This window comes from Nocardiopsis aegyptia (assembly GCF_013410755.1).
Lineage (GTDB): Bacteria > Actinomycetota > Actinomycetes > Streptosporangiales > Streptosporangiaceae > Nocardiopsis > Nocardiopsis aegyptia.
The window spans coordinates 233,202-258,338 of sequence record NZ_JACCFS010000001.1; the positions used below are offsets into that span (position 1 = coordinate 233,202).

Annotated in this window: 27 protein-coding genes; 13 read left to right on the forward strand and 14 right to left on the reverse strand. The window is 72.1% G+C overall.

Annotated elements, in window-relative coordinates:
* Positions 1-172 precede the first annotated feature (172 nt).
* Positions 173-976, forward strand: coding sequence for an SAM-dependent methyltransferase (locus HNR10_RS01050; RefSeq protein WP_179820101.1), 804 nt, complete (start codon positions 173-175; stop codon positions 974-976).
* A 94-nt stretch (positions 977-1,070) separates the two neighbouring features.
* Here HNR10_RS01050 and HNR10_RS01055 read toward each other — a convergent pair whose 3' ends face one another.
* Positions 1,071-1,847, reverse strand: coding sequence for a DUF4190 domain-containing protein (locus HNR10_RS01055; RefSeq protein ID WP_179820103.1), 777 nt, complete (start codon positions 1,845-1,847; stop codon positions 1,071-1,073).
* A 306-nt stretch (positions 1,848-2,153) separates the two neighbouring features.
* Between HNR10_RS01055 and HNR10_RS01060 the strand changes: the two genes are divergently transcribed.
* Entirely contained in the window at positions 2,154-2,753 is a 600-nt protein-coding gene (locus tag HNR10_RS01060) for an HAD family hydrolase (protein WP_179820105.1), read from the forward strand.
* Positions 2,754-2,915: 162 nt separating this feature from the next.
* Entirely contained in the window at positions 2,916-3,674 is a 759-nt protein-coding gene (locus tag HNR10_RS01065) for a hypothetical protein (RefSeq protein ID WP_179820107.1), read from the forward strand.
* A gap of 68 nt (positions 3,675-3,742) precedes the next feature.
* Here the strand turns inward: HNR10_RS01065 and HNR10_RS01070 are convergent, their stop codons facing one another.
* Together HNR10_RS01070 and HNR10_RS01075 are read right to left on the reverse strand one after the other, a co-directional pair.
* Positions 3,743-4,108, reverse strand: coding sequence for an ArsR/SmtB family transcription factor (locus tag HNR10_RS01070; RefSeq protein ID WP_179820109.1), 366 nt, complete (start codon positions 4,106-4,108; stop codon positions 3,743-3,745).
* Positions 4,105-4,551 carry an SRPBCC domain-containing protein gene (locus tag HNR10_RS01075; RefSeq protein WP_179820111.1) on the reverse strand — a complete coding sequence of 149 codons (447 nt, stop codon included), beginning with the start codon at positions 4,549-4,551 and terminating at the stop codon, positions 4,105-4,107. Before HNR10_RS01075 ends, HNR10_RS01070 begins: the two co-directional genes overlap by 4 nt.
* 356 nt (positions 4,552-4,907) lie before the next feature.
* On the opposite strand from HNR10_RS01075, the gene bla (HNR10_RS01080) reads away from it, so the two are divergent.
* Positions 4,908-5,834: a class A beta-lactamase gene (gene bla, locus HNR10_RS01080; protein WP_179820113.1), complete on the forward strand. Its 927-nt coding sequence runs from the start codon at positions 4,908-4,910 to the stop codon at positions 5,832-5,834.
* 132 nt (positions 5,835-5,966) lie between these two features.
* Positions 5,967-6,746: a hypothetical protein gene (locus HNR10_RS01085; RefSeq protein WP_179820115.1), complete on the forward strand. Its 780-nt coding sequence runs from the start codon at positions 5,967-5,969 to the stop codon at positions 6,744-6,746.
* On the opposite strand, the gene HNR10_RS01090 is transcribed toward HNR10_RS01085, so the two are convergent.
* The 5 genes from HNR10_RS01090 to rhaI form a co-directional block, all read right to left on the reverse strand.
* A complete protein-coding gene (locus HNR10_RS01090; protein WP_179820117.1) occupies positions 6,686-7,918 on the reverse strand; it encodes an FAD-dependent oxidoreductase in 1,233 nt (410 codons plus the stop codon). The two genes, HNR10_RS01085 and HNR10_RS01090, sit on opposite strands and share 61 nt — an antisense overlap.
* A gap of 18 nt (positions 7,919-7,936) precedes the next feature.
* Positions 7,937-8,242, reverse strand: a complete 306-nt coding sequence (locus HNR10_RS01095; RefSeq protein WP_179820119.1) for a zinc-binding dehydrogenase — start codon at positions 8,240-8,242, stop codon at positions 7,937-7,939.
* 323 nt (positions 8,243-8,565) lie between these two features.
* A complete protein-coding gene (locus tag HNR10_RS01100) occupies positions 8,566-10,086 on the reverse strand; it encodes a rhamnulokinase (protein WP_179820120.1) in 1,521 nt (506 codons plus the stop codon).
* Positions 10,083-12,119, reverse strand: a complete 2,037-nt coding sequence (locus HNR10_RS01105; protein WP_179829456.1) for a bifunctional aldolase/short-chain dehydrogenase — start codon at positions 12,117-12,119, stop codon at positions 10,083-10,085. The genes HNR10_RS01100 and HNR10_RS01105 overlap by 4 nt, the downstream gene beginning before the upstream one ends.
* Before the next feature lie 47 nt (positions 12,120-12,166).
* Positions 12,167-13,345, reverse strand: coding sequence for an L-rhamnose isomerase (gene rhaI, locus HNR10_RS01110; protein ID WP_179820122.1), 1,179 nt, complete (start codon positions 13,343-13,345; stop codon positions 12,167-12,169).
* 319 nt (positions 13,346-13,664) lie between these two features.
* Between rhaI and HNR10_RS01115 the strand changes: the two genes are divergently transcribed.
* Positions 13,665-14,405, forward strand: coding sequence for a YqjF family protein (locus tag HNR10_RS01115; RefSeq protein ID WP_179820123.1), 741 nt, complete (start codon positions 13,665-13,667; stop codon positions 14,403-14,405).
* Between the two features lie 229 nt (positions 14,406-14,634).
* On the opposite strand, the gene HNR10_RS01120 is transcribed toward HNR10_RS01115, so the two are convergent.
* Both HNR10_RS01120 and HNR10_RS01125 read right to left on the reverse strand, forming a co-directional pair.
* A complete protein-coding gene (locus tag HNR10_RS01120) occupies positions 14,635-15,543 on the reverse strand; it encodes a serine hydrolase (protein ID WP_179820125.1) in 909 nt (302 codons plus the stop codon).
* The gene (locus tag HNR10_RS01125) at positions 15,540-16,433 is read right to left on the reverse strand and encodes a LysR family transcriptional regulator (protein WP_179820127.1); all 894 of its coding nucleotides are present in this window, start codon (positions 16,431-16,433) and stop codon (positions 15,540-15,542) included. The genes HNR10_RS01120 and HNR10_RS01125 overlap by 4 nt, the downstream gene beginning before the upstream one ends.
* A 120-nt stretch (positions 16,434-16,553) precedes the next feature.
* Between HNR10_RS01125 and bla (HNR10_RS01130) the strand changes: the two genes are divergently transcribed.
* From bla (HNR10_RS01130) to HNR10_RS01150, 5 genes are all read left to right on the forward strand, one after another.
* Positions 16,554-17,474: a class A beta-lactamase gene (bla, locus tag HNR10_RS01130; protein WP_179820128.1), complete on the forward strand. Its 921-nt coding sequence runs from the start codon at positions 16,554-16,556 to the stop codon at positions 17,472-17,474.
* 74 nt (positions 17,475-17,548) lie between these two features.
* Positions 17,549-17,902: a DUF3817 domain-containing protein gene (locus HNR10_RS01135; protein ID WP_179820130.1), complete on the forward strand. Its 354-nt coding sequence runs from the start codon at positions 17,549-17,551 to the stop codon at positions 17,900-17,902.
* A gap of 190 nt (positions 17,903-18,092) precedes the next feature.
* Positions 18,093-18,506, forward strand: a complete 414-nt coding sequence (locus HNR10_RS01140; RefSeq protein ID WP_179820132.1) for a YchJ family protein — start codon at positions 18,093-18,095, stop codon at positions 18,504-18,506.
* Between the two features lie 207 nt (positions 18,507-18,713).
* On the forward strand, positions 18,714-19,103 hold the full coding sequence (locus HNR10_RS01145; protein WP_179820133.1) for a VOC family protein: 390 nt from the start codon (positions 18,714-18,716) through the stop codon (positions 19,101-19,103).
* 55 nt (positions 19,104-19,158) lie between these two features.
* Complete coding sequence (locus tag HNR10_RS01150) at positions 19,159-20,016, forward strand: hypothetical protein (protein WP_179820135.1); 858 nt, start codon at positions 19,159-19,161, stop codon at positions 20,014-20,016.
* 20 nt (positions 20,017-20,036) lie between these two features.
* Here the strand turns inward: HNR10_RS01150 and HNR10_RS01155 are convergent, their stop codons facing one another.
* The 4 genes from HNR10_RS01155 to HNR10_RS01170 form a co-directional block, all read right to left on the reverse strand.
* Positions 20,037-20,573 (reverse strand): hypothetical protein, encoded by a 537-nt coding sequence (locus tag HNR10_RS01155; RefSeq protein ID WP_179820137.1) that lies wholly within the window; start codon positions 20,571-20,573, stop codon positions 20,037-20,039.
* Between the two features lie 93 nt (positions 20,574-20,666).
* Entirely contained in the window at positions 20,667-21,272 is a 606-nt protein-coding gene (mug, locus tag HNR10_RS01160; protein ID WP_179820138.1) for a G/U mismatch-specific DNA glycosylase, read from the reverse strand.
* Between the two features lie 95 nt (positions 21,273-21,367).
* Positions 21,368-22,042, reverse strand: a complete 675-nt coding sequence (locus HNR10_RS01165) for a haloacid dehalogenase type II (protein ID WP_179820140.1) — start codon at positions 22,040-22,042, stop codon at positions 21,368-21,370.
* A 305-nt stretch (positions 22,043-22,347) separates the two neighbouring features.
* Positions 22,348-22,818 carry an HIT family protein gene (locus HNR10_RS01170; protein WP_179820142.1) on the reverse strand — a complete coding sequence of 157 codons (471 nt, stop codon included), beginning with the start codon at positions 22,816-22,818 and terminating at the stop codon, positions 22,348-22,350.
* 416 nt (positions 22,819-23,234) lie between these two features.
* Between HNR10_RS01170 and HNR10_RS01175 the strand changes: the two genes are divergently transcribed.
* Together HNR10_RS01175 and HNR10_RS01180 are read left to right on the forward strand one after the other, a co-directional pair.
* Positions 23,235-24,389, forward strand: coding sequence for a hypothetical protein (locus HNR10_RS01175; RefSeq protein WP_246405994.1), 1,155 nt, complete (start codon positions 23,235-23,237; stop codon positions 24,387-24,389).
* Positions 24,361-25,128 (forward strand): 2OG-Fe(II) oxygenase family protein, encoded by a 768-nt coding sequence (locus tag HNR10_RS01180; protein ID WP_179820145.1) that lies wholly within the window; start codon positions 24,361-24,363, stop codon positions 25,126-25,128. Before HNR10_RS01175 ends, HNR10_RS01180 begins: the two co-directional genes overlap by 29 nt.
* Positions 25,129-25,137 lie beyond the last annotated feature (9 nt).

The following is a 25,137-nucleotide window of genomic DNA, read 5'->3' on the forward strand; positions in this document are numbered from 1 at the left end:
GCCGGTCCACCCATGGAAGGACGCCCCCGGCATCGCCCCCGGAGGCGTCCGCCGTGTCGGCCGCCGCACGGGAAGCCCTACGGGACAGGCGATACGGAGTTGCGGAGGCGCCGCGCACACACGACACTGCGGGTACCGCTGCGCCCACCCCGCCGCCCGACGAGAGGCCCCCATGACGGACACCCCCATCGACACCAGCGTCGCCCACACGGCACGCGTGTGGAACTACTGGCTCGGCGGCAAGGACAACTACCCCGTCGACCGCGAGGTCGGCGACCGGGTCAGGGAGCTGCTGCCCCAGGTGGTCGAGGTCGCGCTCGGCGACCGCCTCTTCCTGCGCCGGGCGGTCACCCACATGGCGCGGGAGGAGGGCATCCGCCAGTTCCTCGACATCGGCACCGGCCTGCCCACCGCCGACAACACCCACGAGGTGGCCCAGGCCTGCGCCCCCGACGCGCGCGTGGTCTACGTCGACAACGACCCCCTGGTCCTGGCGCACGCTCGCGCCCTGCTGCAGGGCACCGAGGCGGGCCGGACCACGTTCGTGGGGTCGGACCTGCGCGACACCGGCACCGTGCTCAGGGCCGCCGCCGAGACCCTCGACCTCTCCCGGCCGGTCGGCCTGACCCTGCTCGGCACGATGGGCCACTTCGAGGACTTCGAGGACGCGCTCGGCATCGTGCGCACCTACATGGACGCCCTCGCGCCGGGCAGCTTCCTGGCCGTGTGCGACGGCGTGCTCGCCCACCTGGAGGAGATGACCGACGCCCGGGCCCTGGAGGCCATGGAGCGCTGGCAGGAGGGGGTAGCCCAGGCCTACCACATGCGCACGGTCGAGGACTTCACCCGCTTCTTCGACGGCTACGAGCTGGTCGAGCCCGGCGTGGTCTCGGTGCTGCGCTGGCGCCCGGAGCCGGCCGAGGTCGGCGAGGTCCGGGACCTGCCCCAGTACTGCGGCCTGGCCCGCAAGGTGTAGGGACCCGTCCGGGGAGGCGGTCGGGAAGCGCGCACGCTGCCGGGCCCGGCTGGCGAAGGACCGGGCCCGGAGCGGACCGTGTGGCGGTGGTAGGTCAGTTCACCGTCACGGTCAGGGGATCGTCGAAGGTGAGGGGGTCCACGATCTCCAGTTCGACGACTTCGGTGCCCTCCGGCACGTCCACGACGGCCTCACCGCTGAGGGAGTTCCCCGGGTTGATGTCGGTGTAGACGAAGTCTCCGAGCAGGTCGAAGTCGACCGAGTGGGCGTTGCCGTCGGCGTCGTACAGGGTCACCGCCTCGCTCGCGTCGAACGTCGTGGCCTCGTTCCCCTGGTTGGACACCTCCATCGCGACCACCTGGAACTCGCCCTGCGGGTACTGCGTGACGTCGAACTCGTCGACGTAGGAGGCCTGGGTCTCGATGCCCACCACGGTGACCTCCCAGTCGCCCGTGGTTCCGGGCTCGCCCAGAGCCACGGTCTCGCCCGCCGGTGCCTCCTCCGGAGCCTGCTCGGCGGCCGGGTCCGGAGCACCGGCGTCCTGGTCACCGGCGGCGGAGAGCATGACGACTCCCGCCACCACGACGACGAGCAGGGAGAACACCGAGAGGATGGTCCCCCACAACGCCATGGTGGTCCCTTTCAGGTGACCCGCGGAGCCGCGGATGCGCACGAGAGCCAGGATGCCGGTCACCACTCCGACGATCGGTGGGAACACCAGAAATCCGAGTGGCGTGACCGAGGCGATGCCGGCCACGAGGGAGACCGTGGCCAGGCCGGAGGTCTCCGCCGGGACCACCGGCTGGTAGTAGCCCTGGGGCGGGAATCCCGTCGGCGGCGTCCCCGCGCCGTACGGCGGTTGCTGTTTCATCGCGGTCTCCTCGGTCGAACCCCACCGCCGAACGCGCGGAGGCGGGATGAGCGCACGCCCGCCGTCCTCGGACGGGATCGAACCCCATCCGCGCGACGTGCGCTCCATCGCCACCAGCACAACTCTTTCTGTGACTCAGGTCACTAGGGCGTTCCGCCCTGGTCCTGGGGCCGTTGGCCTCGCCGAAAGGGCCCTTCGACCCTGTCCGGGGCACGCCGGAGGTCCCCCGGAGCGGACCGGTAGCCTTCCCACGGACCCCGCCACGGGCGGCCGTGCCGCCCGACCGACCCCACCGGGAGGACCTTCGTGGACGCAGTGCTCTTCGACATGTTCGGTGTCATCGCCAGGAACCAGTCCGAGGAGGGGCGTTCGGCCCTGGTGCGGGCGGCGGGCGCACCGGCCGAGGACTTCTGGTCCGCCTACTGGCACCCCCGCCAGGCCTACGACCGCGGCGATCTGGACGGCCCCGGCTTCTGGCGCGCGGTCGGCGAGCGCCTGGGCACCCCCTTCGACGACACCACGGCCGCCGAACTGGTGGAACTCGACGTGCGGAGCTGGTCGCTCGTGGACGAGGACATGGTCTCCTTCGTCGGCTCACTGGCCGCCGACGGCGTGAAGCTGGGCCTGCTGTCCAACATCCCGTTCGAGAACGCCGACTACTTCGAGCGGCACCACACGCGCGTGCTGGACCTGTTCGAGGTCCTGGGCCTGTCGTGCCGGCTCAACCTCGCCAAGCCCGAGGCCGCCGCCTACCAGTGGTGCCTGGACGGCCTGGGAGTGGCGCCGGAGAAGGTGCTGTTCGTCGACGACCGCCCGAACAACGTGGACGCCGCCATGGCGCTGGGGCTGCAGGGGCACGTGTTCACCTCCCGCGCCGCCCTCCAGGAGCGGCTCGGCCTCCGGTGATCCGGGGCCGGGCCGCCGCGCCAACGCCGCGACCTGGTGCGATCAACGCGGCCACGGATCTGTACCGGGCGGGCCACCGGGCGTACTGTGACGGTAAGTGGCTTGTGCCCGGGCTCAACGGGCGCCCGGGCAGAGTCGGTTCTCGCCCTGGAGGTGGACGCCGTGTCCACACCTACTCGCAACTGGTTCCGAGCGGCCGTCATGGTCATCGCCCCGGTGGTCCTACTGATCGCCTTCGTGTACCACCCGTTCCTGGCGGGCGCCGTCGCCCCACCGTCCCCGGAGGTCGTCGCGGCGGCCGCCGAGGCCGACACCACCCGCTGGGCCGGGTCCCACCTGGTGGCCCTGGGGGCCTTCGCCCTGTCCGCCCTTGCCTTCCAGGCCCTGCGCGGACACCTGAGGGACGCGGGCGAGGAGCGGTGGAGCTCCTGGGGCTTCCCGCTGGTCCTCGTGGGCTTCGTGCTCCTGGCCGGGCTCCCCGCGCTGGAGCTGACCATCGCGGGCGCGATCGACACCGGTGTCGACACCGTGGCGTTGATCGAGGCCGTGAACCCGTGGTTCATGACGGTGCTGATCAGCGGTTCCGTAGCCCTGGTGCTGGGAACGCTGGCGTTCGCCGCGGGCGTGGTCCGCGGCGCGATCATGGGCCGCGGCCTGACGTGGATGGTGGCGATCGCCCTGGTCGTGACGGCATTGGCGCTGGCGGCGCCGCCGTTCTGGGCCTTCTACGTGATGGCCCTCGCCACGATCGTGGCGTTCTGGCCGGTGGCCTGGGCGACCACCCGGACCGGGTCCGGCACCGCCGCGGCGGTGGAGGCCGAGGAGGGCGTGCGGCCCTCGGCCCCGCGTCCACGTGCCGCCGAGGACCAGGCCGGACGGCTCCGCGGCTTCGGCCGACGCCGTACGCACACGCCCCACTGATATCCCGTCCCGCCGGTCCCGGGCGGGCCGCAGGAGTAGGCGGCCCCACCGGGACCGGCGGGCGATCCTCAGGGCCCGGTGGTCGGGTCCTGGCGTTCGGCTTCCTCGGCGAGGCGCTTGACGGCCGCCAGGCGCCGGTCCCAGTCGGCGGCGAGCGCGGACATCCACCGGGCCGTCGCGTCCAGCGCTGCGGGCCGCACGGTGTAGCGGACCTCGCGTCCGACCCGCCGACCGGTGACCAGCCCGGCGGCGTCCAGCACGGACAGGTGTTTGACCACCGCCTGCCGGGTGACGGGGAGCCGGTCGGCCAGCGCGGTCGCACTGGCCTCGCCGCGCGCCGCGAGCAGGTCGAGCAGCCGACGCCGGGTCGGGTCGGCCAGGGCGGCGAGGACACCGTCGGCGTCCTCGCCGTCGCCCGGCCCCGCGCCGGTCACCGGGAGGGCTGTTCGGCGCGCTTGGCGAACTCCTCCAGGACCTGGGGCCAGCCGCCGGTGTTGTCCTTGACGGCCTGGTCGCGCAGCTCCTGGGATCCGGCCAGCGAGGCGAACCCGCTCTCGACCACGCGCAGCCGGGTCCGGTCGCCCTCGGTCGTCAGCGTGAACTCCACGAGCGTGCTGTTGCCCTCGCGCAGGTCCTCGCCCGGGAAGGCGCTGGCCCAGCGGTAGGCCAGGTAGGCGGGCGGGTCGACCTTCTCCACCCGGACCGGGAAGTCCCCGTACTCGGCGTTGTGGGCCACGACGGTCTCGCCCTCCCTGGCCAGGGTGCCGGCCGCCGTCCCGGCGTCGGCGACCCAGAACCCGGGCTCGGCCACCAGCGACCAGACGCGCTCCAGCGGTGCCGCGATCAGGGCGTCGCGCTCGATGCGGTCCTCACTCATGGGATCCTCCTCCGTCGTGCCCTTGTGTGCAACTACAGAGTTGCACATGACCCACGCAGAAGCAACCATCAGGTTGCATATAACCGGGAGGACTCCTCTCCCCGCGCTCCGCCCCGCGCGGACCGTTGACCGGGCATGGTCCCGAGCACGATCCTCGACCGCGAGGGCGTGGGGGCGGTGACCCGACGTCCTCCCCACCGGATGGTTCGAGCGCCGAGCGACCACCACGTGCTGTCGCCTCCCGAAGGCCTGCGCGCCGCGCCGCCGACATCATCGACAGTGCACCCACCAGCACCGACACTTCTGGGAGTCACCGTACACACACGGAGAGAAGGTGCTTCGCGGTGCCATGGCACATGACTCGACTCGTCGCGTTGGCGCTACTGGCCCCGCTCGCGCCGGCCCCGCTCGCCGGTTGCTCGTCCCCCGACGCCCCGACCGGCCCCGCCGCTCCACCTCCGTCGGCCGAGGCCGCCCCTCCCGCCGAGCCGCCTCCTCCCCTCCGGGTGGACTCGGAGTTCACCCGGTTGGAGGAGGAGTTCGACACCCGGCTCGGCGTCTACGCGCTGGACACCGGCACGGATCGAACAGTCGAGTTCCAGGCCGACGAGCGGTTCGCCTACTGCTCCACCTTCAAGGTCCTGGCCTTCGGCGCCGTGCTCGACCGAACACCCATGGAGGAACTCGACCGGGTCGTCACCTTCTCCGGGGCCGACCTGGTCTTCCACTCCCCCGTCACCGAACAGCACGTGGCCACCGGCATGACGCTGCGCGAGATCGGCGGCGCCGCACTGCGGCACAGCGACAACACCGCCTCCAACCTGCTCCTCGAGGAACTCGGCGGGCCCGAAGGGCTGGACGAGGCCCTGCGCGGCATCGGTGACGACGTGACCAGCGTGGACCGCATCGCGCCGGAGATGGCGGAGGCGGTCCCGGGCGACGTGCGCGACACCAGCACCCCGCGCGCGATGGCCACCAGCCTGCGCGAGTTCGCCCTGGGCGGGGTCCTGCCCGAGGACAAGCGCGGTGTCCTCGTCGACATGATGCGCACCAACACCACCGGCGACGACCTGATCCGCGCCGGCGTCCCCGGGGACTGGGAGGTCGGGGACAAGACCGGGGCGTGCGGCTACGGCACCCGGCACGACATCGGCGTGCTGTGGCCGCCGGAGGGCGACCCCGTCGTCCTGGCCGTCATGTCCAGCCGCGACGAGGCGGGCGCGGGGTACGACGACGCCCTGATCGCGAAAGCCACCGAGGTGGTGATCGAGGCCCTGGCCTAGGCGAGGACTTCCGGTCCGGGACCTCTGGACCTGTTCCGGACGGACCCACCGGCGTACCGTGACGGTAATCCTTCATGCCCGGGCCCGATGGGCGCCCGGACCGGGTCGGATCTCATCCTGGAGGTGGGGCCGATGTCCACACCCACGCGCAACCGGTTCCGGGCGGCCGCCATGGCCGTCGCGCCGGTGGCCCTGCTGGCGGCGTTCCTGTACCAGCCGTACCTGCCGGGCGCCGCGCCGGGCCCGGAGACCATCGCGCAGGCAGTGGAGGCCGACCCCACGCGCTGGGCCGTGGCGCAGCTGCTGACGGTGGGGGCCTTCGCCCTGTTCGTCCTGGCCTTCCAGGCACTTCGCGGTCGGCTGCGGGACGCCGGTGAGGAACGGTGGAGCTCCTTCGCCTTCCCACTGGTCGTCGTGGGCGGCGTGGTCGTCGCCGCGGTGATCGGCATGCAGGTCACCTTCGCGGGGGCGGCCCGAACGGGAGCCGACACCGCAGCGCCGGCGCGGGCCACGGATCCGTTCCTGTCCGTGGTGGTGATCGCCGCTGTCGCCTTCCTGGTGGGCATCCTGACCTTCGCGAGGGGGATCGCCCACTCCAGGATCATGGGCCGGTCGATGACGACGCTCGTGGTGATCGCGGCGGTCGTGATGGGCCTGGCCTTGGCGGCTCCGATCTTCCACGTCATCTTCTACGTGGCGGGTATCGCCGCGATCGTGACGTTCTGGCCCTTGGCCTGGGCGACCGTGCGGACCGGGTCCGCGACGGAGGGCGGGGTCGAGCCCACGGCCGAGGCGGACAGGGATCCGCAGCGACGCGCTGTCCACCCGAACGCGACCGCGCACACATCCGGTCACGGGCGTCGGGCGAAGTCCGGTGTGCGCTCGGGGCGCAGGCCGACACCGACCATGTAGGCGGGGACGACCGTCATCCGCGGGAACCGCTTGACCAGCCCGGTCATCGCCTCGGGCGGACCGACGCGCCGGCCCTCCAGCACGGGTGCGATGACGTTCCGGTGCAGGAGTTGTTGCAGCCCCTGCACCAGGACGGTCGTCGGCCAGCGGTACCGGCGCACCCGCGCCAGGTCGCGGACGCTCGGGTGTCCCCGGCGCAGCGGCTCGGCGAGGATTCCGGCCGCGGCGACCGCGTCCTGCACGGCCAGGTTGATGCCGACGCCGCCGGCCGGGGACATCGCGTGCGCGGCGTCGCCGATGCACAGCAGGCCGGGCCGGTGCCACCGGTGCAGCCGGTCGAGCCGGACGTCGAGGAACTTGACCTCGTCCATCGAGGTCAGCGCGTCGACCCGGTCGGCCAGCGCGGGAACGCACTCCGCCAGCCGTGCGCCGAACCCCCGGACCCCTTCCGCCCGCCGTTCGGCGTCGGACCCCTTGGGGATGAGGTAGGCGATCTGGTAGTAGCCCTCGCGCGGGATGATCACGGCCAGCTGGCCGGGCGCCGCGCCCGCCTGGAGCGCCTCGATCCGGTCCTCCGGCCTCCTGGGCAGCCGCAGCCACCAGGCGTCGAAGGGCACCTTGGTCTCGTGCGGCTTCAGCCCGGACGCGGCGCGTACCGTCGACTCGCGCCCGTCCGCTCCCACGGTGAGGTCGGCGTGCAGCTCGCTCTCGCCTCCCCCGCCGTCGCGGTCCCGGTACCGGACACCGGTGACCACGCGGCCCTTCCGGATCAGCCCGGTGACCTCGGTGTTCATCCGCAGGGTGAAGTGCGGCTCCTCCTCGCCCGCCTCGGCCAGCAGGTTGAGCAGGTCCCACTGCGGCACCATCGCGATGTAGGGGTGGGGGACGCGCAGCCGTGTGAGGTCGGCGAACACGACGCGGTCCCCGTGGACGTCCGGCAGGGCGACCTCGTCCACCCTGCTGTGCGGCAGTGCCGCGAAGCGTTCGCCGAGCCCGAGCTCGTCCAGGAGTCGGAGGGTGCTCGGGTGCACGGTGTCGCCGCGGAAGTCCCGGAGGAAGTCGCCGTGCTTCTCCAGCACGGTCACGTCGACGCCGCCGCGCGCCAAGAGCAGGCCCAGCACCATTCCGGCCGGGCCGCCGCCCACGATCACGCAGGTCGTGTGTTCGGTCATGGTGGCCTCCGGGTCCCATCATCGGTCGGCAGCCCCGGCCGTGCAATGCCCCCGGTGCCCGTGTCGGCGCACCGGACAGGGCTCCCGGCCCACCGCTCGGACCTCGATGACGGCCTTCCCCGGGACGTGCCCCCGTTCCTGGTGTCCGACGGCGGCCGGGAGGTCCTCGAACCGATAGCTGCGGTCGATGACCGGTGCGACGTCACCGCTCTCGATGAATCCGGTCGGAGTCCTCGGGCCGGGTCCCCTCTCGGCGCCGCCGACCACGTCCACGGTGGCGATCCGCTGGGGGACGAACGGGCCGGCCGCCATCATCGCGAGCATGTGGCCCCGGGGAACTCGAACTCGGCCCGGTCGCCGCACCCAGGTCGTGGGAGAAGCCGCCGCGGATCAGGCCGACCAGGGCGTCGAAGTAGCGCGGCACCGCCGGACCCATGTCGGCACGCCCCTGGAGGAGGACGGGCGGCCAGGTGGCGGAGCAGGACATCGCGGGCGCCCGGGACTCCGACCGCGGCCCGCGGCGCCCTGTGCCTGCTCAACGGGACGCGGGGCTCGGGCCCTGCTCCCGCGACGACCCGGCGGTCGGCGCTCCTGGGAACGGCGTGGGCCCCGCCGGTTCCCTCCCGGCGGGGCCCACGGGTGTGTCGTCAGGACCAGAGGCGGGACTCGGCCGCCGCCCACGGCCCGGTGGGGCCCGTGGGGGTGTAGTGGCGGGTCTCGGTCGAGGCGGCGACGATCCGGCGCAGCGCGGCGAGGTCGCCCTCCACCGCGCCGACCGCGCGGGCCTGCACCAGCAGGTTGCCGATTGCCGCGCCCTCCGTGGGGCCCGCCACGACCGGCAGGCCGGTGGCGTCGGCGGTCAGCTGGCACAACAGGGTGTTGTGCGCGCCCCCACCGACCACGTGCACGACGTCGACGTCCCGCCCGCTGAGCTCGGCGGCCTGGCGCACCGCCCGGCGGTAGGCGAGGGCCAGGGAGTCGATGACGCACCGGGCCAGCCCGGCCTCGTCCGCGGGCGGGCGCTGCCCGGTCTCGGCCGCCAGCTCCGCGACGCGCCGGGGCATGTCGCCCGGCGGGAGGAAGCGCGGGTCGTCCACGTCCACCACGCACGACAGGGCGGGCACCTCGGCGGCGCGGCGCAGCAGGTCCGCCAGGTCGACGTCCCGGCCCTGCTCGCGCCAGGTGCGCAGCGACTCCTGCAGCACCCACAGCCCCATGACGTTGCGCAGGTAGCGCACGGTGCCGTCCACGCCGAGCTCGTTGGTGAAGTTGGCGGCGCGGCTCCGCTCGGTGCGTACGGGCGCGTCCAGCTCCACCCCGACCAGGGACCACGTCCCGCACGAGACGTAGGCGAAGTTCGGTGTGGCGGCCGGGACCGCGACCACCGCCGAGGCGGTGTCGTGCGAGCCCACCGCGACCAGCGGTGCGCCCGCGGCGGCTCCCACGGACTCGCGCCCGCGCAGCGGACCCACGACCGTGCCCGGCTCGACCAGGCGCGACAGCAGGCCGCGGACCGGCACCCCGAACGGCCCTTCGAGCACCTCCAGGCACGCGTCGGCCCAGGTCCGCGTGCGCACGTCCACCATCCCGGTGGTGGAGGCGTTGGTCAGCTCGGTGACCCGCTCCCCCGTCAGCCAGTGGCCCAGCAGGTCGGGGATGAGCAGCAGGTCGCCCGCCGCGGCCAGTTGGGCCTCGCCCGCGGCCGCCGCCAGCTGGAAGACCGTGTTGAACGGCTGGACCTGCAGCCCGTTGACCGCGTACATCCGGTCGGCGGGCAGGTGCTCGAACACCCGCTCCGCCGCGCCGGCGGTCCGCGCGTCCCGGTAGTGCACCGGGTTGCCGAGCAGCGCGGCGTCGGCGTCCAGCAGTCCGTAGTCGACCGCCCAGGAGTCGATGCCCACCGAGGCCAGCCCTCCGTGGGGTTCGGCGGCCGCGCGCAGTCCCTCCAGGACCCCCCGGTACAGGGACAGGATGTCCCAGTGCAGGGTGTCGCTCCCCCGGCGGGGGACCGCGACGGGTCCGTTGGGGAAGCGGGCGACCTCCTCGGTGCGCAGGCGCCCGTCCTCCAGCCGGCCGGTGATGACCCGGCCGCTGGAGGCGCCGAGGTCGACCGCGGCGTGGACGGCGGCCCCGGAGCGGTCGGCGTGGACGGAGTGCGCGCCGCTCATCGCAGGAAGGCGGCGGCGACGCCGGCGTCGACGGGGATGTGCAGGCCGGTGGTGTGCGACAGCTCCCCGGCGGTCAGCGCGAACACGGCGTTGGCGACGTGCTCGGGCAGGACCTCGCGGCCCAGGATGGTGCGCTTGGCGTAGAACGCGCCCAGCTCCTCCTCCGGGACCCCGTAGACCTTGGCCCGCTGGGCGCCCCAGCCGCCGGCGAAGATCCCGGAGCCGCGTACGACCCCGTCGGGGTTGACGCCGTTGACGCGGATGCCCTCGGAGCCGAGTTCGGCGGCCAGCAGGCGCACCTGGTGGGCCTGGTCGGCCTTGACCGAGGAGTAGGCGATGTTGTTGGGTCCGGCGAACACCGCGTTCTTGGAGGCGATGTAGACGATGTCCCCGCCCAGGCCCTGGGCGCTCATCAGCCGGGCGGCCTCGCGGGAGACGAGGAAGGAGCCCTTGGCCATGACGTCGTGCTGCAGGTCCCAGTCGCGCTCGGTGGTCTCCAGCAGCGGCTTGGAGATGGACAGGCCGGCGTTGTTGACGACCAGGTCCACGCCGCCGAAGGCCAGGGCGGCCTCGGCGAAGGCGGCGGCGACGGCGACGGCGTCGCTGACGTCGCAGGACACGCCCACGGCGACGTCGTTCGAGCCGAGTTCGGCGGCGGCGTCGGCGGCCTTGCCGGCGTCCAGGTCGGCGACGACCACGCAGGCGCCCTCGGCGGCCAGGCGGGTGGCGATGGCCTTGCCGATGCCGCTCGCGGCGCCGGTCACCAGGGCGACGCGGGTGGCCAGCGGCTTGGGCTCGGGCATCCGGGCGAGCTTGGCCTCCTCCAGGGCCCAGTACTCGATGCGGAACTTCTCCGACTCCTCGATGGGCCGGTAGGTGGAGACCGCCTCGGCGCCGCGCATGACGTTGATGGCGTTGACGTAGAACTCGCCGGCCACGCGCGCGGTCTTGGCGTCCTTGCCGAAGGAGAACATGCCCACCCCGGGCACCAGGACGATCGCCGGGTCGGCGCCGCGCATGGCGGGGCTGTCGGGGGTCGCGTGGCGCTCGTAATAGGCGCGGTACTCGGCGCGGTACTCCTCGTGGAGCTCGCGCAGCCGGGCGACGGCGTCCTCCAGCGGCGCGTCCGCGGGCAGGTCCAGGACCATCGGGCGGACCTTGGTGCGCAGGAAGTGGTCCGGGCAGGAGGTGCCCAGGGCGGCCAGGCGCGGGTGCTCGGCGGCGGCGAGGAAGTCCAGGACGACGTCGCTGTCGGTGAAGCGGCCGACCTGCGGGTGGTCGGTGGAGGCCAGGCCGCGGATGACCGGGGCCAGGGCGGCGGCGCGCTCGCGGCGCTGCTCCTCGGGCAGGGCGCCGTAGCCCTCCAGGGCGGGGCCGAAGGGCTCGGGGCGGCCGCGCTCGGCGAGGAAGGCCTCGGCGGTGCGGATGATCTCCAGGGAGTTGGCCTGGCACTGCTCGCTGGTGTCGGCCCAGGCGGTGATGCCGTGTCCGCCCAGGACGGCGCCGATGGCCTGCGGGTTCTCCTCGGCGATCGCGGCGATGTCCAGGCCGAGCTGGAAGCCGGGGCGGCGCCAGGGCACCCACACGACGCGGTCGCCGAAGCACTCGCGGGTCAGCTTCTCTCCGTCGGCCGCGGTGGCCAGGGCGATGCCGGAGTCGGGGTGCAGGTGGTCCACGTGCGCGGCGCGCACGAGCCCGTGCATGGCGGTGTCGATGGAGGGTGCCGCGCCGCCCTTGCCGAAGAGGCAGTGGTCGAAGGCGGCGACCATCTCGTCCTCGCGCTCCTCGCCGGGGTAGACGTCCACGAGCGCGTGGAGCCGGTCCAGGCGGAGCACGGCCAGTCCGTCCTCGGTGAGGGTGCCCAGGTCGCCGCCGGAGCCCTTGACCCACAGCAGTTCGACGGGCTGTCCGGTGACGGGGTCGGTGCGGGTGCCGGCGGCGGAGGTGTTGCCCCCGGCGAAGTTGGTGTTGCGGGGGTCGGCGCCCAGGGTGTTGCTGCGCTTGATGAGGTCGTCGATGACGGAGTCGGCCATGGTGGTCTCCTGGTCGGTCTCGGCTGTGCGGTGGGGGCGGGTCGCGCTCACGCGCCCCACCCGGCCTGGGTGCCGCCCTTGCGTTCGTCGATGACGCGTTCCATGTAGCCGGAGGCGGCGTGGGCGGCCATGGGGTCGGCGGCCAGGCCCAGGTCCTCGCGCAGTCCGGCGAGCAGGGGGCGCACGTCGGTGTTGAAGGCGTCCATCATGACGGCGTTGGCGGCCAGGACGTCGCCCTCGGCCTGGGCGGCGGCCAGGGCGTCGGCGTCCACGAGCAGGGCCTTGGCGGTGGCCTCCTGCACGTTCATGACCGAGCGGATCTGCCCGGCGATCTTCGGCTCGATGTTGTGGCACTGGTCGAGCATGAAGGCCACCTCGGTGTCGGCGGCCAGGCCGCCGCCGCGGGCGACCTCGTACATGATGCGGAAGAGCTGGAAGGGGTCGGCGGCACCGACCATGAGGTCGTCGTCGGCGTAGAAGCGGGAGTTGAAGTCGAACGCGCCGAGGCGGCCCGCGCGCAGCAGGAAGGCGACGATGAACTCGATGTTGGTGTGCGCGGCGTGGTGGCCGGTGTCGACGCAGACCACGGCCTTCTCGCCGAGTTCGAGGCAGTGCGCGAAGGCGGTGCCCCAGTCGGGGACGTCGGTGGCGTAGAAGGCGGGTTCGAAGAGCTTGTACTCCAGCAGGATGCGCTGGTCGGGACCGAGGCGGCCGTAGACCTCGGACAGGGCCTCGGCGAGGCGGTCCTGGCGGGCGCGCAGGTCGTCCTGGCCGGGGTAGTTGGTGCCGTCGGAGAACCACAGCTTGAGGTCGCGGGAGCCGGTGGCGTCCATGACGTCGACGCAGTCCAGCAGGTGGTCGGTGGCCTTGCGGCGGACCTTGGGGTCGGGGTTGGTGACGCTGCCGAGCTTGTAGTCGTCGTCCTGGAAGACGTTGGAGTTGATGGTGCCGATGCCGATGCCCAGGTCGCGGGCGTGGGCGGCGAGCGCGGAGTAGTCGTCGACCCGGTCCCAGGGGATGTGCAGGGCGACCGTGGGGGCCACGCCGGTGAGGCGGTGGACCTCGGCGGAGTCGGCGATCTTCTCCCAGGGGTCGCGGGGCACGCCCGGCTGGGCGAACACCTTGAAGCGGGTACCGGAGTTCCCGAACGCCCAGGAGGGCAGCTCGATGTGCTGGCGTCGGAGGACGTCCAGGACGTCCGCGCGGCTGTCTGTGGAGGGTGCCACGGTGGGTCTCCGTTCGGGTGGTGGTCGGCGTGCCGGTGGGGTGGGCAGGTGGGTCGGGCAAGCCGATTGAATCGTTTCAGTACAACTTCGCAGAAGTTATCGTCGTGCGTCCCGACCTGTCAATATCTCCTTACCTGGCTAGGAAGCACATCGCCTGGTGATCAGCTTGAAACGTTTTACCGAAGCAGCCTTCCCGGTCGGCGGGCGGAGTCATGGATCACACGCCCGGAGCCCCGGACGCACGGGCGGCCGTCGGTGTGGAATCGTTCCGGATGCGAGGGCCGGGACGGCCGCGGGCGGGACGGAGGGCGGAGACCTGATGGCACGCGCAGGGACGCACACGACCACGACCGCCTCTCCCCCGCCGCTGCCCGGGCCGCCGCCGCTGACGCAGGGGTGGCACGACGCCGTCTTCGTGCACTGGCGGGTCGACCCGGAGCGGGTCGCGCCCCTCCTGCCCGCCCACACGCGCCCCGACGTGCTGGACGGAGCCGCCCACGTGGGGCTGGTGGCCTTCCGGGTGCCCTCGACCACGGGCGCCGGAGCGGTGCCGCTCGGCGGCTTCCACGAGGTCAACGTGCGCGTGTACTCGGTGGACGGGCAGGGCCGCCAGGGCGTCGTCTTCCTGTCCATGGACGCCGACGCGGCGCACAGCGTCCTGGCGGCCCGACTCCTGACCGGACTGCCGTACATGTGGTCGGACGTGTCGCTGCGCACCGCCCCGAACGGCGTGCGCGCGGGCGCGGTGCGGCGCCGCGTCCCCGGGCGCGGAGTCGGGGGCCACTGGCGGGTGGCGGTGGACGGGCCCGTCACGGAGCCCACACCCCTGGAGCGGTTCCTCACCGCCCGCTGGGGCCTGCACACCGCGCACCTGGGCGCGACCCGGTGGATCCGCGTGACCCACGAGCCCTGGGCGCTGTACCGGGCGCGCCTGCTGGACTACCGCGGCGACCTCCTGGAGGCCGCGGGTCTGTCCGTCGGCGACTCCCGGCCGGTGTCCGTGCTGTGGTCCCCGGGCGTCACCGCGGGCGTGCGCCCGACCCTGGCCGCGGTGCGGTGACGCGGTGCCGGTGCGACGGCAAGCCCTGGCCGTGTGCGCCGGAGGACCGGGGTCGGGTCCGCAGCCTGCCCGGGCGTGGAACCGGATGACGCTCGAACGGCACGAGCGGGCGGATCCGGGCCGGCGCCCCGGCCTGCGCCCCGTTGGTCCGGTGGTCTCCTCCGGGCAGCGCACGCGTGCGGGACTGGTGCCGCGCCACAGCGACGTGTGCCCGTGGGGGACCCGGTGATCACGCCCAGGCCGCGCGGAGGTGGTCGCGCAGGGCGCGGGCGACACGGGCCATGAGCGCCTCGGCGCCCGGCTGGCTGTAGGCGGGCACGCGCGAGGCCGTCATCACGGCGACCGCGAACGCCTGACCGTCGGCGTGCTCGACCACGCCCACCTCGTGGCGCAGGTGGAGCAAGGTGCCGGTCTTGGACGACCACTGGGACGCGTCGGAGCTGAAGTCGGGCGCCAGCCGGTGCCGCAGGACGTTCCCGGCCATGAGTTCGCGCACCCGCGCGGCGACCTCGGGGGTGATCGCCGACGGGGTCCACAGCGCCTGGAGCAGGTCGACGAAGGCCCGCGCCGTCCCGGAGCTGGCCCGGGTGATGTCCAACTGCGGGATCCGGTGCCCCCGGCCGGGGGTCCCCGCGCCGATGGCCAGGATGTGGGCGAGGTCGACCTCGGCGGGCGAGAGGCGGTCGGCGGGCGTCTGGTTCAACTCGCCCATGGTGTGCCGGACGGTGACACCGCGCAGGTCGAGCGCCCGCAGCACGGCCGCGACCTCCGCGGGCGGCGTGAGTTCGAACAGGGCGTCGGCCGCCGCACTGTCGCTGAGGCACGTACTCAGGTAGAGCAGGTCGTCGATCGAGATCCGGGCCGGGTGCCGGAACCGCGTCACCCCGATCGGCCCTGGTGTGGTCACCCTCCCCGGCTGGACGAGGACCTGCGTGGCACCGTCGAGTTCGCCCCGGTGCACGCGTTCCAGGACGGCGACCGCGAGCGGGACCTTCACCAGGGAGGCCGACGGCAGTTCCAGGTCCGGTTCGATCCCGAGTTCCTCACCGGTGCGCAGGTCCCGGACCAGGAACGATCCGTCCAGCCCGCCGGCGTCGAGTTCCTCGCGCAGCTCCCTGAGCAGGGTCTGGCCGTTCAACGGATCTCCTCCATGGGTTCGAGGGCGCCCAGGCAGCGGCCGAGTGACTCGTGCAGGGCGCCGCGCAGGGGCTCGGCGTCCCCGGCGTCGTCGGCGGACACGTCGTAGCCGCGTTCGAGCCGGATCTCGCCGACCGGGCGCCAGTGCAGGCCCAGCTCCCGCGCCTGGCGGCGCGAGCACAGCAGCAGGTCGGCCGACGCCAGGACCTCGGCGGCGGCGGAGGCGAGGGAGGCAGCCACGGCCACCTGCCCGGGGCGCAGTCCGACCGCGTCGCGGATGCGTGTCAGCGGGTCGCGGATGTGGGGGACGTCGTCCTCGGGCTGGATCCACACCCGGCGAGCCCCGGCGGGCGGATCGGTACGGCCCACGCGCAGGGTCTCGACGTAGGCGACGGCCACCGCCGGCTCGGCCGCGGCGGCCACCCCCAACGGCACCACCCAGGTGGCCTCGCCCGAGGGCACAGCGGTGACGGCGGCCCGGACCTCACGCGAGCGCAGCAGGTGGATCCGCTCGCCGGGCGGCGCCGGGCGCGGATCCAGGCGCAGCCCCTCCCGCCGGCCCTGCGCGGCCAGCAGCGCGAGTTCGCGGGTGGGGCACACGTCCGGCACGGCCAGGCCGAAGGGCGCCCGGCGCGCCCGCTGCGCGTCGTGTTCCATCGACTCGGCCAGATCGACCAGCCGGCGGGCGGAGGGCAGCATGTCGCGGCCGAAGCGCGTGAGGGTCGCCCGGCGCGAGGTGCGGTCGAACAGGCGGGCGCCCAGGTGCTTCTCCAGGGCGGCCACGCGCCGGCTCGCCACGGGTTGCGGGATGCGCGCGGCGGCGGCCCCGAGGGTGAAGCTGCCGCGATCGCTCACGTAGACGAAGGCCCTACAGGCACCGACGAGGTCCATGCACCACACACTATGCCGAAAACGCATGGGAGTGCTCATTCGTGTCTTGGACAGCATGAGCGAGGACCGTAAGACTGCTGAGCGTCACCGATCGATTCCGGACGGACGGGGAGTCCCACCATGCGTGTACCCATGACCCGGCAGAAGGTCCTGGCGGCGCTTGCCGCCGCGGCCCTGGCGCCGCTGGCCGCCTGTTCGACGCCCGGGGCGGCGGAGTCGCCGGCGCCCTCGGCGTCGCCGACGGCGTCGGCCTCGGCGGGCGCGGCCGAGGCCGACTTCGCCCGGCTGGAGGAGGACTTCGACGCCAGGCTCGGTGTCTACGCGCTCGACACCGGCAGCGGGGAGGTCGTCGAGTACCGCGCCGACGACCGGTTCGCCTACTGCTCGACCTTCAAGGTCCCGCTGTTCGGAGCCGTGCTGGAACAGACCACGCCCGAGGACCTGGACCGGGTCATCACCTATACCGAGGACGACCTGGTCAACTGGACCCCCATCACCGAACAGCACGTGGACACCGGCATGTCGCTGCGCGACCTGGGCGACGCGGCCCTGCGCTACAGCGACAACACCGCCGCCAACCTGCTGCTGGAGGAGGTCGGCGGCCCGGACGCGATGGAGGCGGCGCTGAGGGAGATCGGCGACGACGTCATCAGCGTCGACCGGATCGAACCGGACCTGAGCGAGGGCGTCCCGGGTGACGAGCGCGACACGAGCACCCCGCGGGCCATGGCCACCACCCTGGAGGCGTTCACCCTGGGTGACGTGCTGCCCGAGGAGGAGAGCGACATGATCGTCGAGATGATGCGGGGCAACACCACCGGGGACGACCTCATCCGCGCCGGGGTCCCCGACGACTGGGAGGTCGGCGACAAGACCGGCTCGGGCGGCTACGGCACCCGCAACGACATCGCCGTGCTGTGGCCGCCCGAGGGCGACCCGATCGTGCTGGCGGTCATGTCCAGCCGCGACCAGGAGGACGCTGAACACGACGACGCCCTCATCGCGCAGGCCGCCGAGGTCGTGGTCGACACCCTGGCCTAACCTGGGACCGGTCCCGGACGCCCACGGCGCGCCGGGGCCGGTCGTGTCCGGCTCCCACCAGTTCGAGGAACAGCGTGAGCATCTCCACCCTGACAGCGATGGCCTTCCGCGCGGTGGCCGCCTTCGAAGCCCTCACCTGGGCCGGGCTCCTGGTCGGTATGGGCTTCAAGTACCTGGTCAACGGCAACGAGCTGGGTGTGCACGTCTTCGGACCGATCCACGGCGGGGCGTTCGTCGTCTACGTGCTGCTGACCCTGTTCGCGGCGTTCCGGCTGCGCTGGGGCGTGTGGCCGACCCTGCTGGCGCTGGCCGCCTCCGTGCCCCCGATGTGCACCCTGGTCGCCGACTGGTGGCTGCACCGCACCGGCCGCCTGACGCCGCCCGAGCAGCGCGAGGACGTCGACCGCACCCCGGAGGCGGTCGCCTGACCACGCCTGTCGGGGTGCGCGTGCGCGCCGGGTGCGGGGCAGCACAGGGTTCTGAGACGGGTGTGACCGGCGTCCGGGTGCGTGGAGCGGGCCATGGACGTGGCGCCCGGCGGGCGCGCGGGTGCGGACAGCGCAGGGTTCGGACGCGCGTGGGGAACGGTCAGGCCGCCCCAGGCACCACAATGGACCCATGTCCCGATCCCGCCGCCGCGCCACCGCTCCACCCGACACCGATCCCTGCCCCTGCGGTTCGCCGCGGCCCTACGGCCGGTGCTGCGGCCCGCTGCACCGGGGCGAGTCCGCGGCGTCCACCGCCGAGGCGCTGATGCGCTCCCGCTACAGCGCCTTCGCGGTCGGCGACGCCGCCTACCTGATGCGCACCTGGGCGGCCGGCACCCGACCCGCCACGCTCGAACTGGACCCGCGCACCGAGTGGGTGCGCCTGGAGATCCTGGGCACGGGCGAGGGGACACCGTTCCACCACGAGGGCACGGTGTCGTTCCGGGCCGTGTACCGGGAGGACGGCCACGAGGGCGAGCTGCGCGAGAACAGCCGCTTCGTCCGCGAGGACGGCGCCTGGGTCTACCTCGACGCCCTCGCCTGACCGCTGTCCCGGCCCTGCGCCCGCCGTCCGTGGACTAGGAGTGCGCGCACACCGTGCGCGGACTTGACCGATCCAGGGCGTCGCAGCCAGAAGAGGGCTGCGCGGCAGGCTTCGCCCGTGCGTCGAGAACCAGCGGATTCCCGGTGCGGCCCGCTTCCCGTTACCGTGTCCTGCGGCAGACGAGCAACACGCCTGGGAGGCCCGGACATGACCAGTAAGTTCACCGAACTCGCGATCGACTGCGCCGACCCGGACAGTCTCGCCCGCTTCTGGTGCTCGGTCCTGGACTACGAGGTCCAGGAGTCGGAGGACGGGTTCGTCGCCATCGGCTCCCCCGCCGTTCCCGAGGGCAAGAACCGTCCCGGGCCGGTGCCGCCGTCGCTGACGTTCGCGCGCGTACCCGAGGGCAAGACGGTCAAGAACCGGCTCCACATCGACGTGAACGCGACTGACAGGGAGCAGGACGAGGAGGTCCGCCGACTGCTCGACCTGGGGGCGCGGCGCGTCGACGTCGGCCAGACCGGCGAGGAGAGCTGGGCCATCCTCGCCGACCCGGAGGGCAACGAGTTCTGCGTCCTCGCCGGCCGCCACCCGTGACCCACACGGAAACCGGGTGGACGCGGCACCGGCGACACCGCGACCATGGTCAGCGATGACCGAAGCGAGGGACCCCTGGTCGACCGGAACGGCGTCGTCGCGTGATCAGCGGCTGCGCCTGCACCGGCGTACGATCGTGCACGGCGGGCGGCACTTCACCGTGGTCAGCCCGCGCCCTTCCGACCCGTGGCGGTTCGGAGTCCGGGTCGACGAGTACACGATGATCTCCTCGGACGTCGCGGGCACCCGGGTGCTGGCGCGGCTGCTCTGGGGGCTGTCCTACCAGCGGCGCCCGGACACCGTGCTGCTCATCGACTCACCGCACCTGGTCCCCAACCCCTGGGACGGCCTTCCGAGCCCGCCGGTGGCCTTCGTACCCGTGCCGCTGTCCACCGTCGACGCCTCCGCGGTACGCCGCATCCGTCGGCACCGCCTCTCCCGCCGTCCCTCCGAGGGCGGTCTCACGTGGAACACCCACGGGTACCCGGCGGCGCTCGCCGCGGACACCGCCCGCCAGCGGGACAGGTGGGAGGGCCGCTGGGAGATCGAGCACGCGTGGACGGAGCCGGTGAACGGACCACGGGTCAGGACCTTCGGTGACTTCGTGACGATCAGCGGCGACCGCAGGACCCTGCGACGGTGGGCGCTGGACGTGGGCGGCCTGGGCCGCTTCTGGCACGCGGACCAGTCCTGCGCGGAGCCCGACTCCGACTTCGCCTTCGACGTGCACGCGATCCGCCACTTCCACCGCCAGGTCTCCATCGCGACGCGGGCCCGGAGCGAGGTCATGGGCGCGGCCGAGGCACCGGCAGATCCGCGCCTGCTGAGCGATCGGATCGCCTGCCACGCCAAGGCCGTCGCTGCCCGGGGCCAGGGCCCCTGGGACCCCTTGCGCCCGATGTTCCTGCCCTGACCGAACGGAGCCGCGATGCGCTACTCGGTCGGCGACGCCTCGGGCGAGCTTTCGGGGGACTCCTCAGGGGAGCCCTCCAGTGACTCCTCGGGCGACACGTCCTGACTCACCTCGTCGGCCACGATGAACTGTCGGCCGTCGAACTCCTCGTAGCGGGCCTCGTCCGAGAGCTCGTAGTCCTCGCTCCACGTGGCGTAGTCGAAGTCCCGGACGGTACCGGTCACGCTCACCGCATCGCCCTCGCTGACGTCGGCGTCCTCCGGCGCGGACACCACGAGCAGCGGTTCGTCGTCGCCCCAGTCGTTGGATCCCTCCAGCTGGAACGACTCGTCGGAGAGAACCTCCTCGACCTCGGCCGACACGGTCACCGTGCTGCCCGTCTCGGCCTCGACGCCGGTGTCGTCCTCGCCGTTCTCCCCTTCCTGCACGTCCTCGACATCAGCGCCCTCCTCCCCGCCGACACTACCGTTCTGGCAGGCACTGACGGCGAGCACCGAGGAAGCGAGCAACGCGACCGAGAGCGTCCGTCCCGCGTATTTCAACCGATCGATGCCCATGGGTCCCCCCTCGTCGATCTTCCTGACATCACCTTCAGTGAACAGAAGGTGGCTTTCGGCAACAACGAGCAACACGGGTTCACAGTCGGCAGGTCAAGGGGCGCTGCGGCGGTCCGGCAGGCCCGCGGCCCTCCGCAGACGCGCGAACTCCTCGGTGAGGCCGTCCAGCTGCCAGTGCGCGTTCCTGCCACTCGGGTTGGGCAGCAGCCACACCCGGGCGTCCCCCATCTCCATGGCCTGCGGTCCGACCCTCGCGCTTCGGTCACCGAAGGCGTCCCGGAACGCGGTCACGCCCAGGACGGCCAGCCACCGGGGCCGCCACCGCTCGACCTTGTGCCGCAGCCACCGCCCGCCCTCCACAGCCTCCGCCCGGGTGAGTTCGTTCGCCTGCGCCGTGGTCCGGTCGACGACGTTGGTGATGCCGAGCCCGAGCGCCAGGAGCTCGTCCTCCTCGTCGGCCCGCAGACGACGGGGCGTGAACCCGGAACCGTGCAGGGCGGGCCAGAAGCGCGTGCCCGGATTCGCGAAGTGGTGCCCTGCCGCTCCCGACGCCAGACCGGGGTTGATACCGCAGAAGAGCACGTCCAGGCCCTCCGCCAGCACGTCGGGGCCCACCTTGGCCCGAGCGGCTTCCAGCTCCGCCCGACTCGGGCCGGGCGCCCGGCGGGCCCTGGCCGGCGTGACCTCTTTCCTGGGCATGGATCCATCCTCCTCCGTGGTCGCCGTGGTCGGTGCTACGGGGACTCCCCCGGTGCCACTCTGCCCGAAGGCGTTCGCCCCGGTGCGGGCGGGAATCAGTCGGAGGGGAGGCCCAGCAGGCGTTCCACGACCTGGACGAGATCGGAGCCGCTCACGTCGGGTGCGGTGAAGACGTCACCGTAGCGGCCCTCCAACCGGGCGCACCAACCGGCCAGGCAGCCGGCCCGCTTGGCTCCGTGGCAGTCCCAGGCGTGTACCGCGACCATCGCCATGCCGCCCGGTGAGGTTCCGAGTTCGCGGGCAGCCACGCGATAGACGGACGGCGCGGGTTTCCAGATTCCGGCCTGGTCGGCGGTGACCACCCGGTCCACGTGGTGCGCCAGGCCCGCCCGTTCCAGGAAGCTCGCCGTGTTCTCCGCACTGCCGACGGTCAGGCAGCCGATCCGCAGCCCGGCTTCGGAGAGCCGACGCAGGGCCGGTTCGGCATCCGGATGGGCGGGCAGCCGACCGAATCCCTCCAGTACGTGGTCGATGCCGGCCTCGGTCGCGGTGTGACCGGTGTCCGTGCGCAGCGCCTGCCGTGCCACCGCGTCGAACGAGGCGAAGTCCCCGGCGAGGGCCAGTGCCATCGAGTCGCGTTGGAACCGCATGAACCACGGTTCCAACAGGCGGGCGGACTGGCCGATCTCCGCCAACCGCGCGCGGAGCGGTTCCAGGTCCACCAGGGTTTCGAGTACATCGAAGGCGACGGCGCGCGGTCGGGTGGTCATGAGGCCCTCCTCGGTCGGCGGTTCCTTCCGGCGGCTCAACGTCGCCCTACGGGGTCCGATGCCGAGAGAACCGTGTTCCCGGGATTCCCCGGTCCCCCACTCTCGGCCACCCCTTGCGAATCCTACGAGCGCAGGTCGGTCGATCGATGGAGGACGACGCCACCCGGTGGCGTCGACACCGAACCTCCCGCCCGCACGTCCGCAGCGTGCTGCCACACAGGTGGCGCGGAAAGCGGCCGGGTCTCGCCGGAGGTGCCGACGCGACATGGGCGGGTGCTCGGCCACGGCGACATGTCCGAGGGTGGTCAGGCGAGCCGGTCCAGTTCTTCGCCGATCGCCTCCCGCACGCCGTCATGGTGCGGGCCGAGGGCGGAGCGCCCGTCGCTCCACCGTTCACGCGGATACAGCCACACAGGCCTGCCGACGAGATCGGCCGGTTCCCAGTCGAACCGTGGCCACACGTGCGCGTGCAGATAGGGGTCGGTGTTTCCGAGGATCTCCAGGTTGACCCGGCGAAAGGCCGGGTCGAGCCTTGTGCAGGCGCGCTCCACGGCTTCCCCCAGCCTGTCCATGGCGGACATGAAGCCCGATCTCCTGTCCCTGGACAGCTCTGACAGCCGCTGTACCGCGGGGTCGTCCACCAGCAGCACCGCATAGCCCGGCAGGAATTGGACGTCTCCGATCACCGCGAATCCCGTGTCCAGCCTCCGGAGCACGGTGGGGTTCTCGCCCCGCAGGGCACTGCCGATCCGATCACTGCGCCAGTCCTCGTCCATGATCGGGATCCTTGCGCACCGCCGACCAGAACGCGAGGCGCGGTGCCCGGCCACGAGGTTCCCGCCCCGGCGGACCATCGACGTCACCGACTGGTGCAGCCCGCTCGCCGCTCGCCACTCACCGTCCGCCGTCCGCGCGACCTCGCCGAATAGCTCGGCACACCTCCCATCCAGTATCATCCGTCCCCTCGGCCGATCCGCTCGAGCGAATCAATAAGCAGGACTTCACCACCTCTCCCTACAATTCACCGCACAAACGAAAACGTGCTGACCTCTGCCATGTCAACCGCTGCGATCAATCCGGAATAACCGCGAAGGGCAGGTTTTCGTTGCTACACCATCCAGAGCCGTCAGAGGCGTGCCTCGATGATACGAGCAACATTTTGGTCGCGCCTGCGGAATGGCAGGATCATGAATTGCCCAGGAACTTCTTCGGGTCCACGATCACGCCTGAGGACCTCGCTTCCGGTTCGCCGGACCTCGCGCGGAAGACCGTCTACCTGTGTGGCGATGTATCCGGCATCAGCGGCGACCGACTGCGCGCCGCGGCCCGGGTCTTCGTCATCCGGGACCTGTCGCACGGCCACGAGGACGGCGACGAATCTTGGCCCCTCGTCGACCTCGGCCGCGTCCCCCTCCGCGTTCACGGTGCCGGCGTGTACTACCGGCGGTTCTTCGACCTCGACGCCGACCACTTCGGTCGGATCAGCGCGGAGCACGAGTTCCAGTCCCTGACGGAGTCCACCAAGCCCGGAACAGCCCACCGCAGCGGAATCTATCTGACGCCCGTCACTCGACAAGGCGACGAGCTCCATTTCCGCCTGCTCCGGTGCTCCACGAATCTCTCAGGACCGACCGAGGGCTTCGGGCCGACCGACACACGCATCGTCGAGGCTCTGAACCGCGAGGCCGCCACCGTCTTCCGGAACCACGCACCGCTGAACCACGTTCTGGCCCAGATCTACCACAACACCCGTGCCACGGCCGAGCGCAAGCAGTCCAAGGCAAGGATCTCGGCCCATGCCGACAAGACGAAGGACATGCCCGTCGACGGCCTCATGGCCTTCTGTACCTTCTATGACGGGCTCGACAAGCTGCGACCCCTGGCCGACGACACCTTCGACTACGGCGTGAAGAGGACCAGTGGACTGACCCGGCTCCGATTCCGCCTCAAGGAGCCGACCGGAGAACACGAGGGGGCCGCGCTCCCGCCGGAGTTCACACTGACCCTCTATCCGGGGTCCGTGTTCCTCATGCCGCTGTCCGTCAACCGTCTGTACACGCATGAGATCCGGCCCTCGACGTTGGACGCCGCGTTGCTCCCGACCCGCCTGGGATACGTGGTGCGCTGTTCGAGCACCGAAGCCGTTCACAAGAACGGCCACACGTTCCTCACAATGTCCGGGGACGCGGTGAAGATGGAGCCGCCCACGCCGGAGGGAATGAACGAGCTGCGCAGGCTGTACGCCGAGGAGAACAGGACCTCGTCCTTCATCGACTACGGCGACAGGTTTCTATTCAGCATGAACACGGGAGATTACCTTGCCCCTCGAATCCAGGATCTCGGATGAGATCGTCTCGTGCGCCCTGCCGACCGAGGAGGATCTCTTCGCGGAGCTGTCCGCGTCGGTTCGATGGGAGGACGTGGGCAAGGGCCGGCGAGGCGCGGTGCTCACCAGAATCGATGCGGCGGGTGGTGTGCCCCTCGTGCGTACCACCGCTCGATACCTCAACCCCGCGCAGCCTTTCCGAACAGTGCACGAACGGCTGGCGCGCCAGGTCCAAGAGCGTGCGGCGATTCCTGTCGGCTTCAACAACGCCCTTGTCGAGAGCTACACGAACGCCTACAGGACCATGGGAAGCCATTCCGACCAAGCTCTCGACCTCGCCGACGAGTCGTTCATCGCCGTCTTCTCCTGCTATCGGCATCCCGAAGCGATCCCGAGGAAGCTGATCTTCGAGTCGAAGGATCCCGATGCCGAGGGGTTCGAGATCCCCCTCGCCCACAACAGCATCGTCGCGTTCTCCGTGGCCTCGAATCGACGGCTCAAGCACAGGATCGTGCTGGACTCGCCCGCCCGAGCGTCGGACAACATGTGGCTGGGCGTCACCTTCCGAACGTCGAAGACCCTCCTTCGGTTCCGCGACGGGCACGCATACCTCCCACAAGGGGTGCGCCTCACCTCGGCCGACGACGATCAAAAACGCGAGTTCTACCAACTTCGGCGCCGCGAGAACAACGAATCGGACTTCGCCCATCCCCCGCTGACGTACACCGTCAGCGAGAGCGATCTGATGCCTCCCGCATGACCTTGAGGG

Coding starts and splice junctions, on each gene's coding strand:
- HNR10_RS01115 (WP_179820123.1), top strand. CDS start 13,665: ATGGCACGCGCAGGGACGCACACGACCACGACCGCCTCTCCCCCGCCG.
- HNR10_RS01090 (WP_179820117.1), bottom strand. CDS start 7,918: ATGACCGAACACACGACCTGCGTGATCGTGGGCGGCGGCCCGGCCGGA.
- mug (WP_179820138.1), bottom strand. CDS start 21,272: ATGCCCAGGAAAGAGGTCACGCCGGCCAGGGCCCGCCGGGCGCCCGGC.
- HNR10_RS01150 (WP_179820135.1), top strand. CDS start 19,159: ATGACCGAAGCGAGGGACCCCTGGTCGACCGGAACGGCGTCGTCGCGT.
- HNR10_RS01155 (WP_179820137.1), bottom strand. CDS start 20,573: ATGGGCATCGATCGGTTGAAATACGCGGGACGGACGCTCTCGGTCGCG.
- HNR10_RS01100 (WP_179820120.1), bottom strand. CDS start 10,086: ATGAGCGGCGCGCACTCCGTCCACGCCGACCGCTCCGGGGCCGCCGTC.
- bla (WP_179820128.1), top strand. CDS start 16,554: ATGCGTGTACCCATGACCCGGCAGAAGGTCCTGGCGGCGCTTGCCGCC.
- HNR10_RS01095 (WP_179820119.1), bottom strand. CDS start 8,242: ATGCTCGCGATGATGGCGGCCGGCCCGTTCGTCCCCCAGCGGATCGCC.
- HNR10_RS01050 (WP_179820101.1), top strand. CDS start 173: ATGACGGACACCCCCATCGACACCAGCGTCGCCCACACGGCACGCGTG.
- HNR10_RS01105 (WP_179829456.1), bottom strand. CDS start 12,119: ATGGCCGACTCCGTCATCGACGACCTCATCAAGCGCAGCAACACCCTG.
- HNR10_RS01075 (WP_179820111.1), bottom strand. CDS start 4,551: ATGAGTGAGGACCGCATCGAGCGCGACGCCCTGATCGCGGCACCGCTG.
- HNR10_RS01125 (WP_179820127.1), bottom strand. CDS start 16,433: ATGGACCTCGTCGGTGCCTGTAGGGCCTTCGTCTACGTGAGCGATCGC.
- HNR10_RS01145 (WP_179820133.1), top strand. CDS start 18,714: ATGACCAGTAAGTTCACCGAACTCGCGATCGACTGCGCCGACCCGGAC.
- HNR10_RS01170 (WP_179820142.1), bottom strand. CDS start 22,818: ATGGACGAGGACTGGCGCAGTGATCGGATCGGCAGTGCCCTGCGGGGC.
- HNR10_RS01165 (WP_179820140.1), bottom strand. CDS start 22,042: ATGACCACCCGACCGCGCGCCGTCGCCTTCGATGTACTCGAAACCCTG.
- HNR10_RS01055 (WP_179820103.1), bottom strand. CDS start 1,847: ATGAAACAGCAACCGCCGTACGGCGCGGGGACGCCGCCGACGGGATTC.
- HNR10_RS01085 (WP_179820115.1), top strand. CDS start 5,967: ATGTCCACACCCACGCGCAACCGGTTCCGGGCGGCCGCCATGGCCGTC.
- bla (WP_179820113.1), top strand. CDS start 4,908: ATGACTCGACTCGTCGCGTTGGCGCTACTGGCCCCGCTCGCGCCGGCC.
- HNR10_RS01140 (WP_179820132.1), top strand. CDS start 18,093: ATGTCCCGATCCCGCCGCCGCGCCACCGCTCCACCCGACACCGATCCC.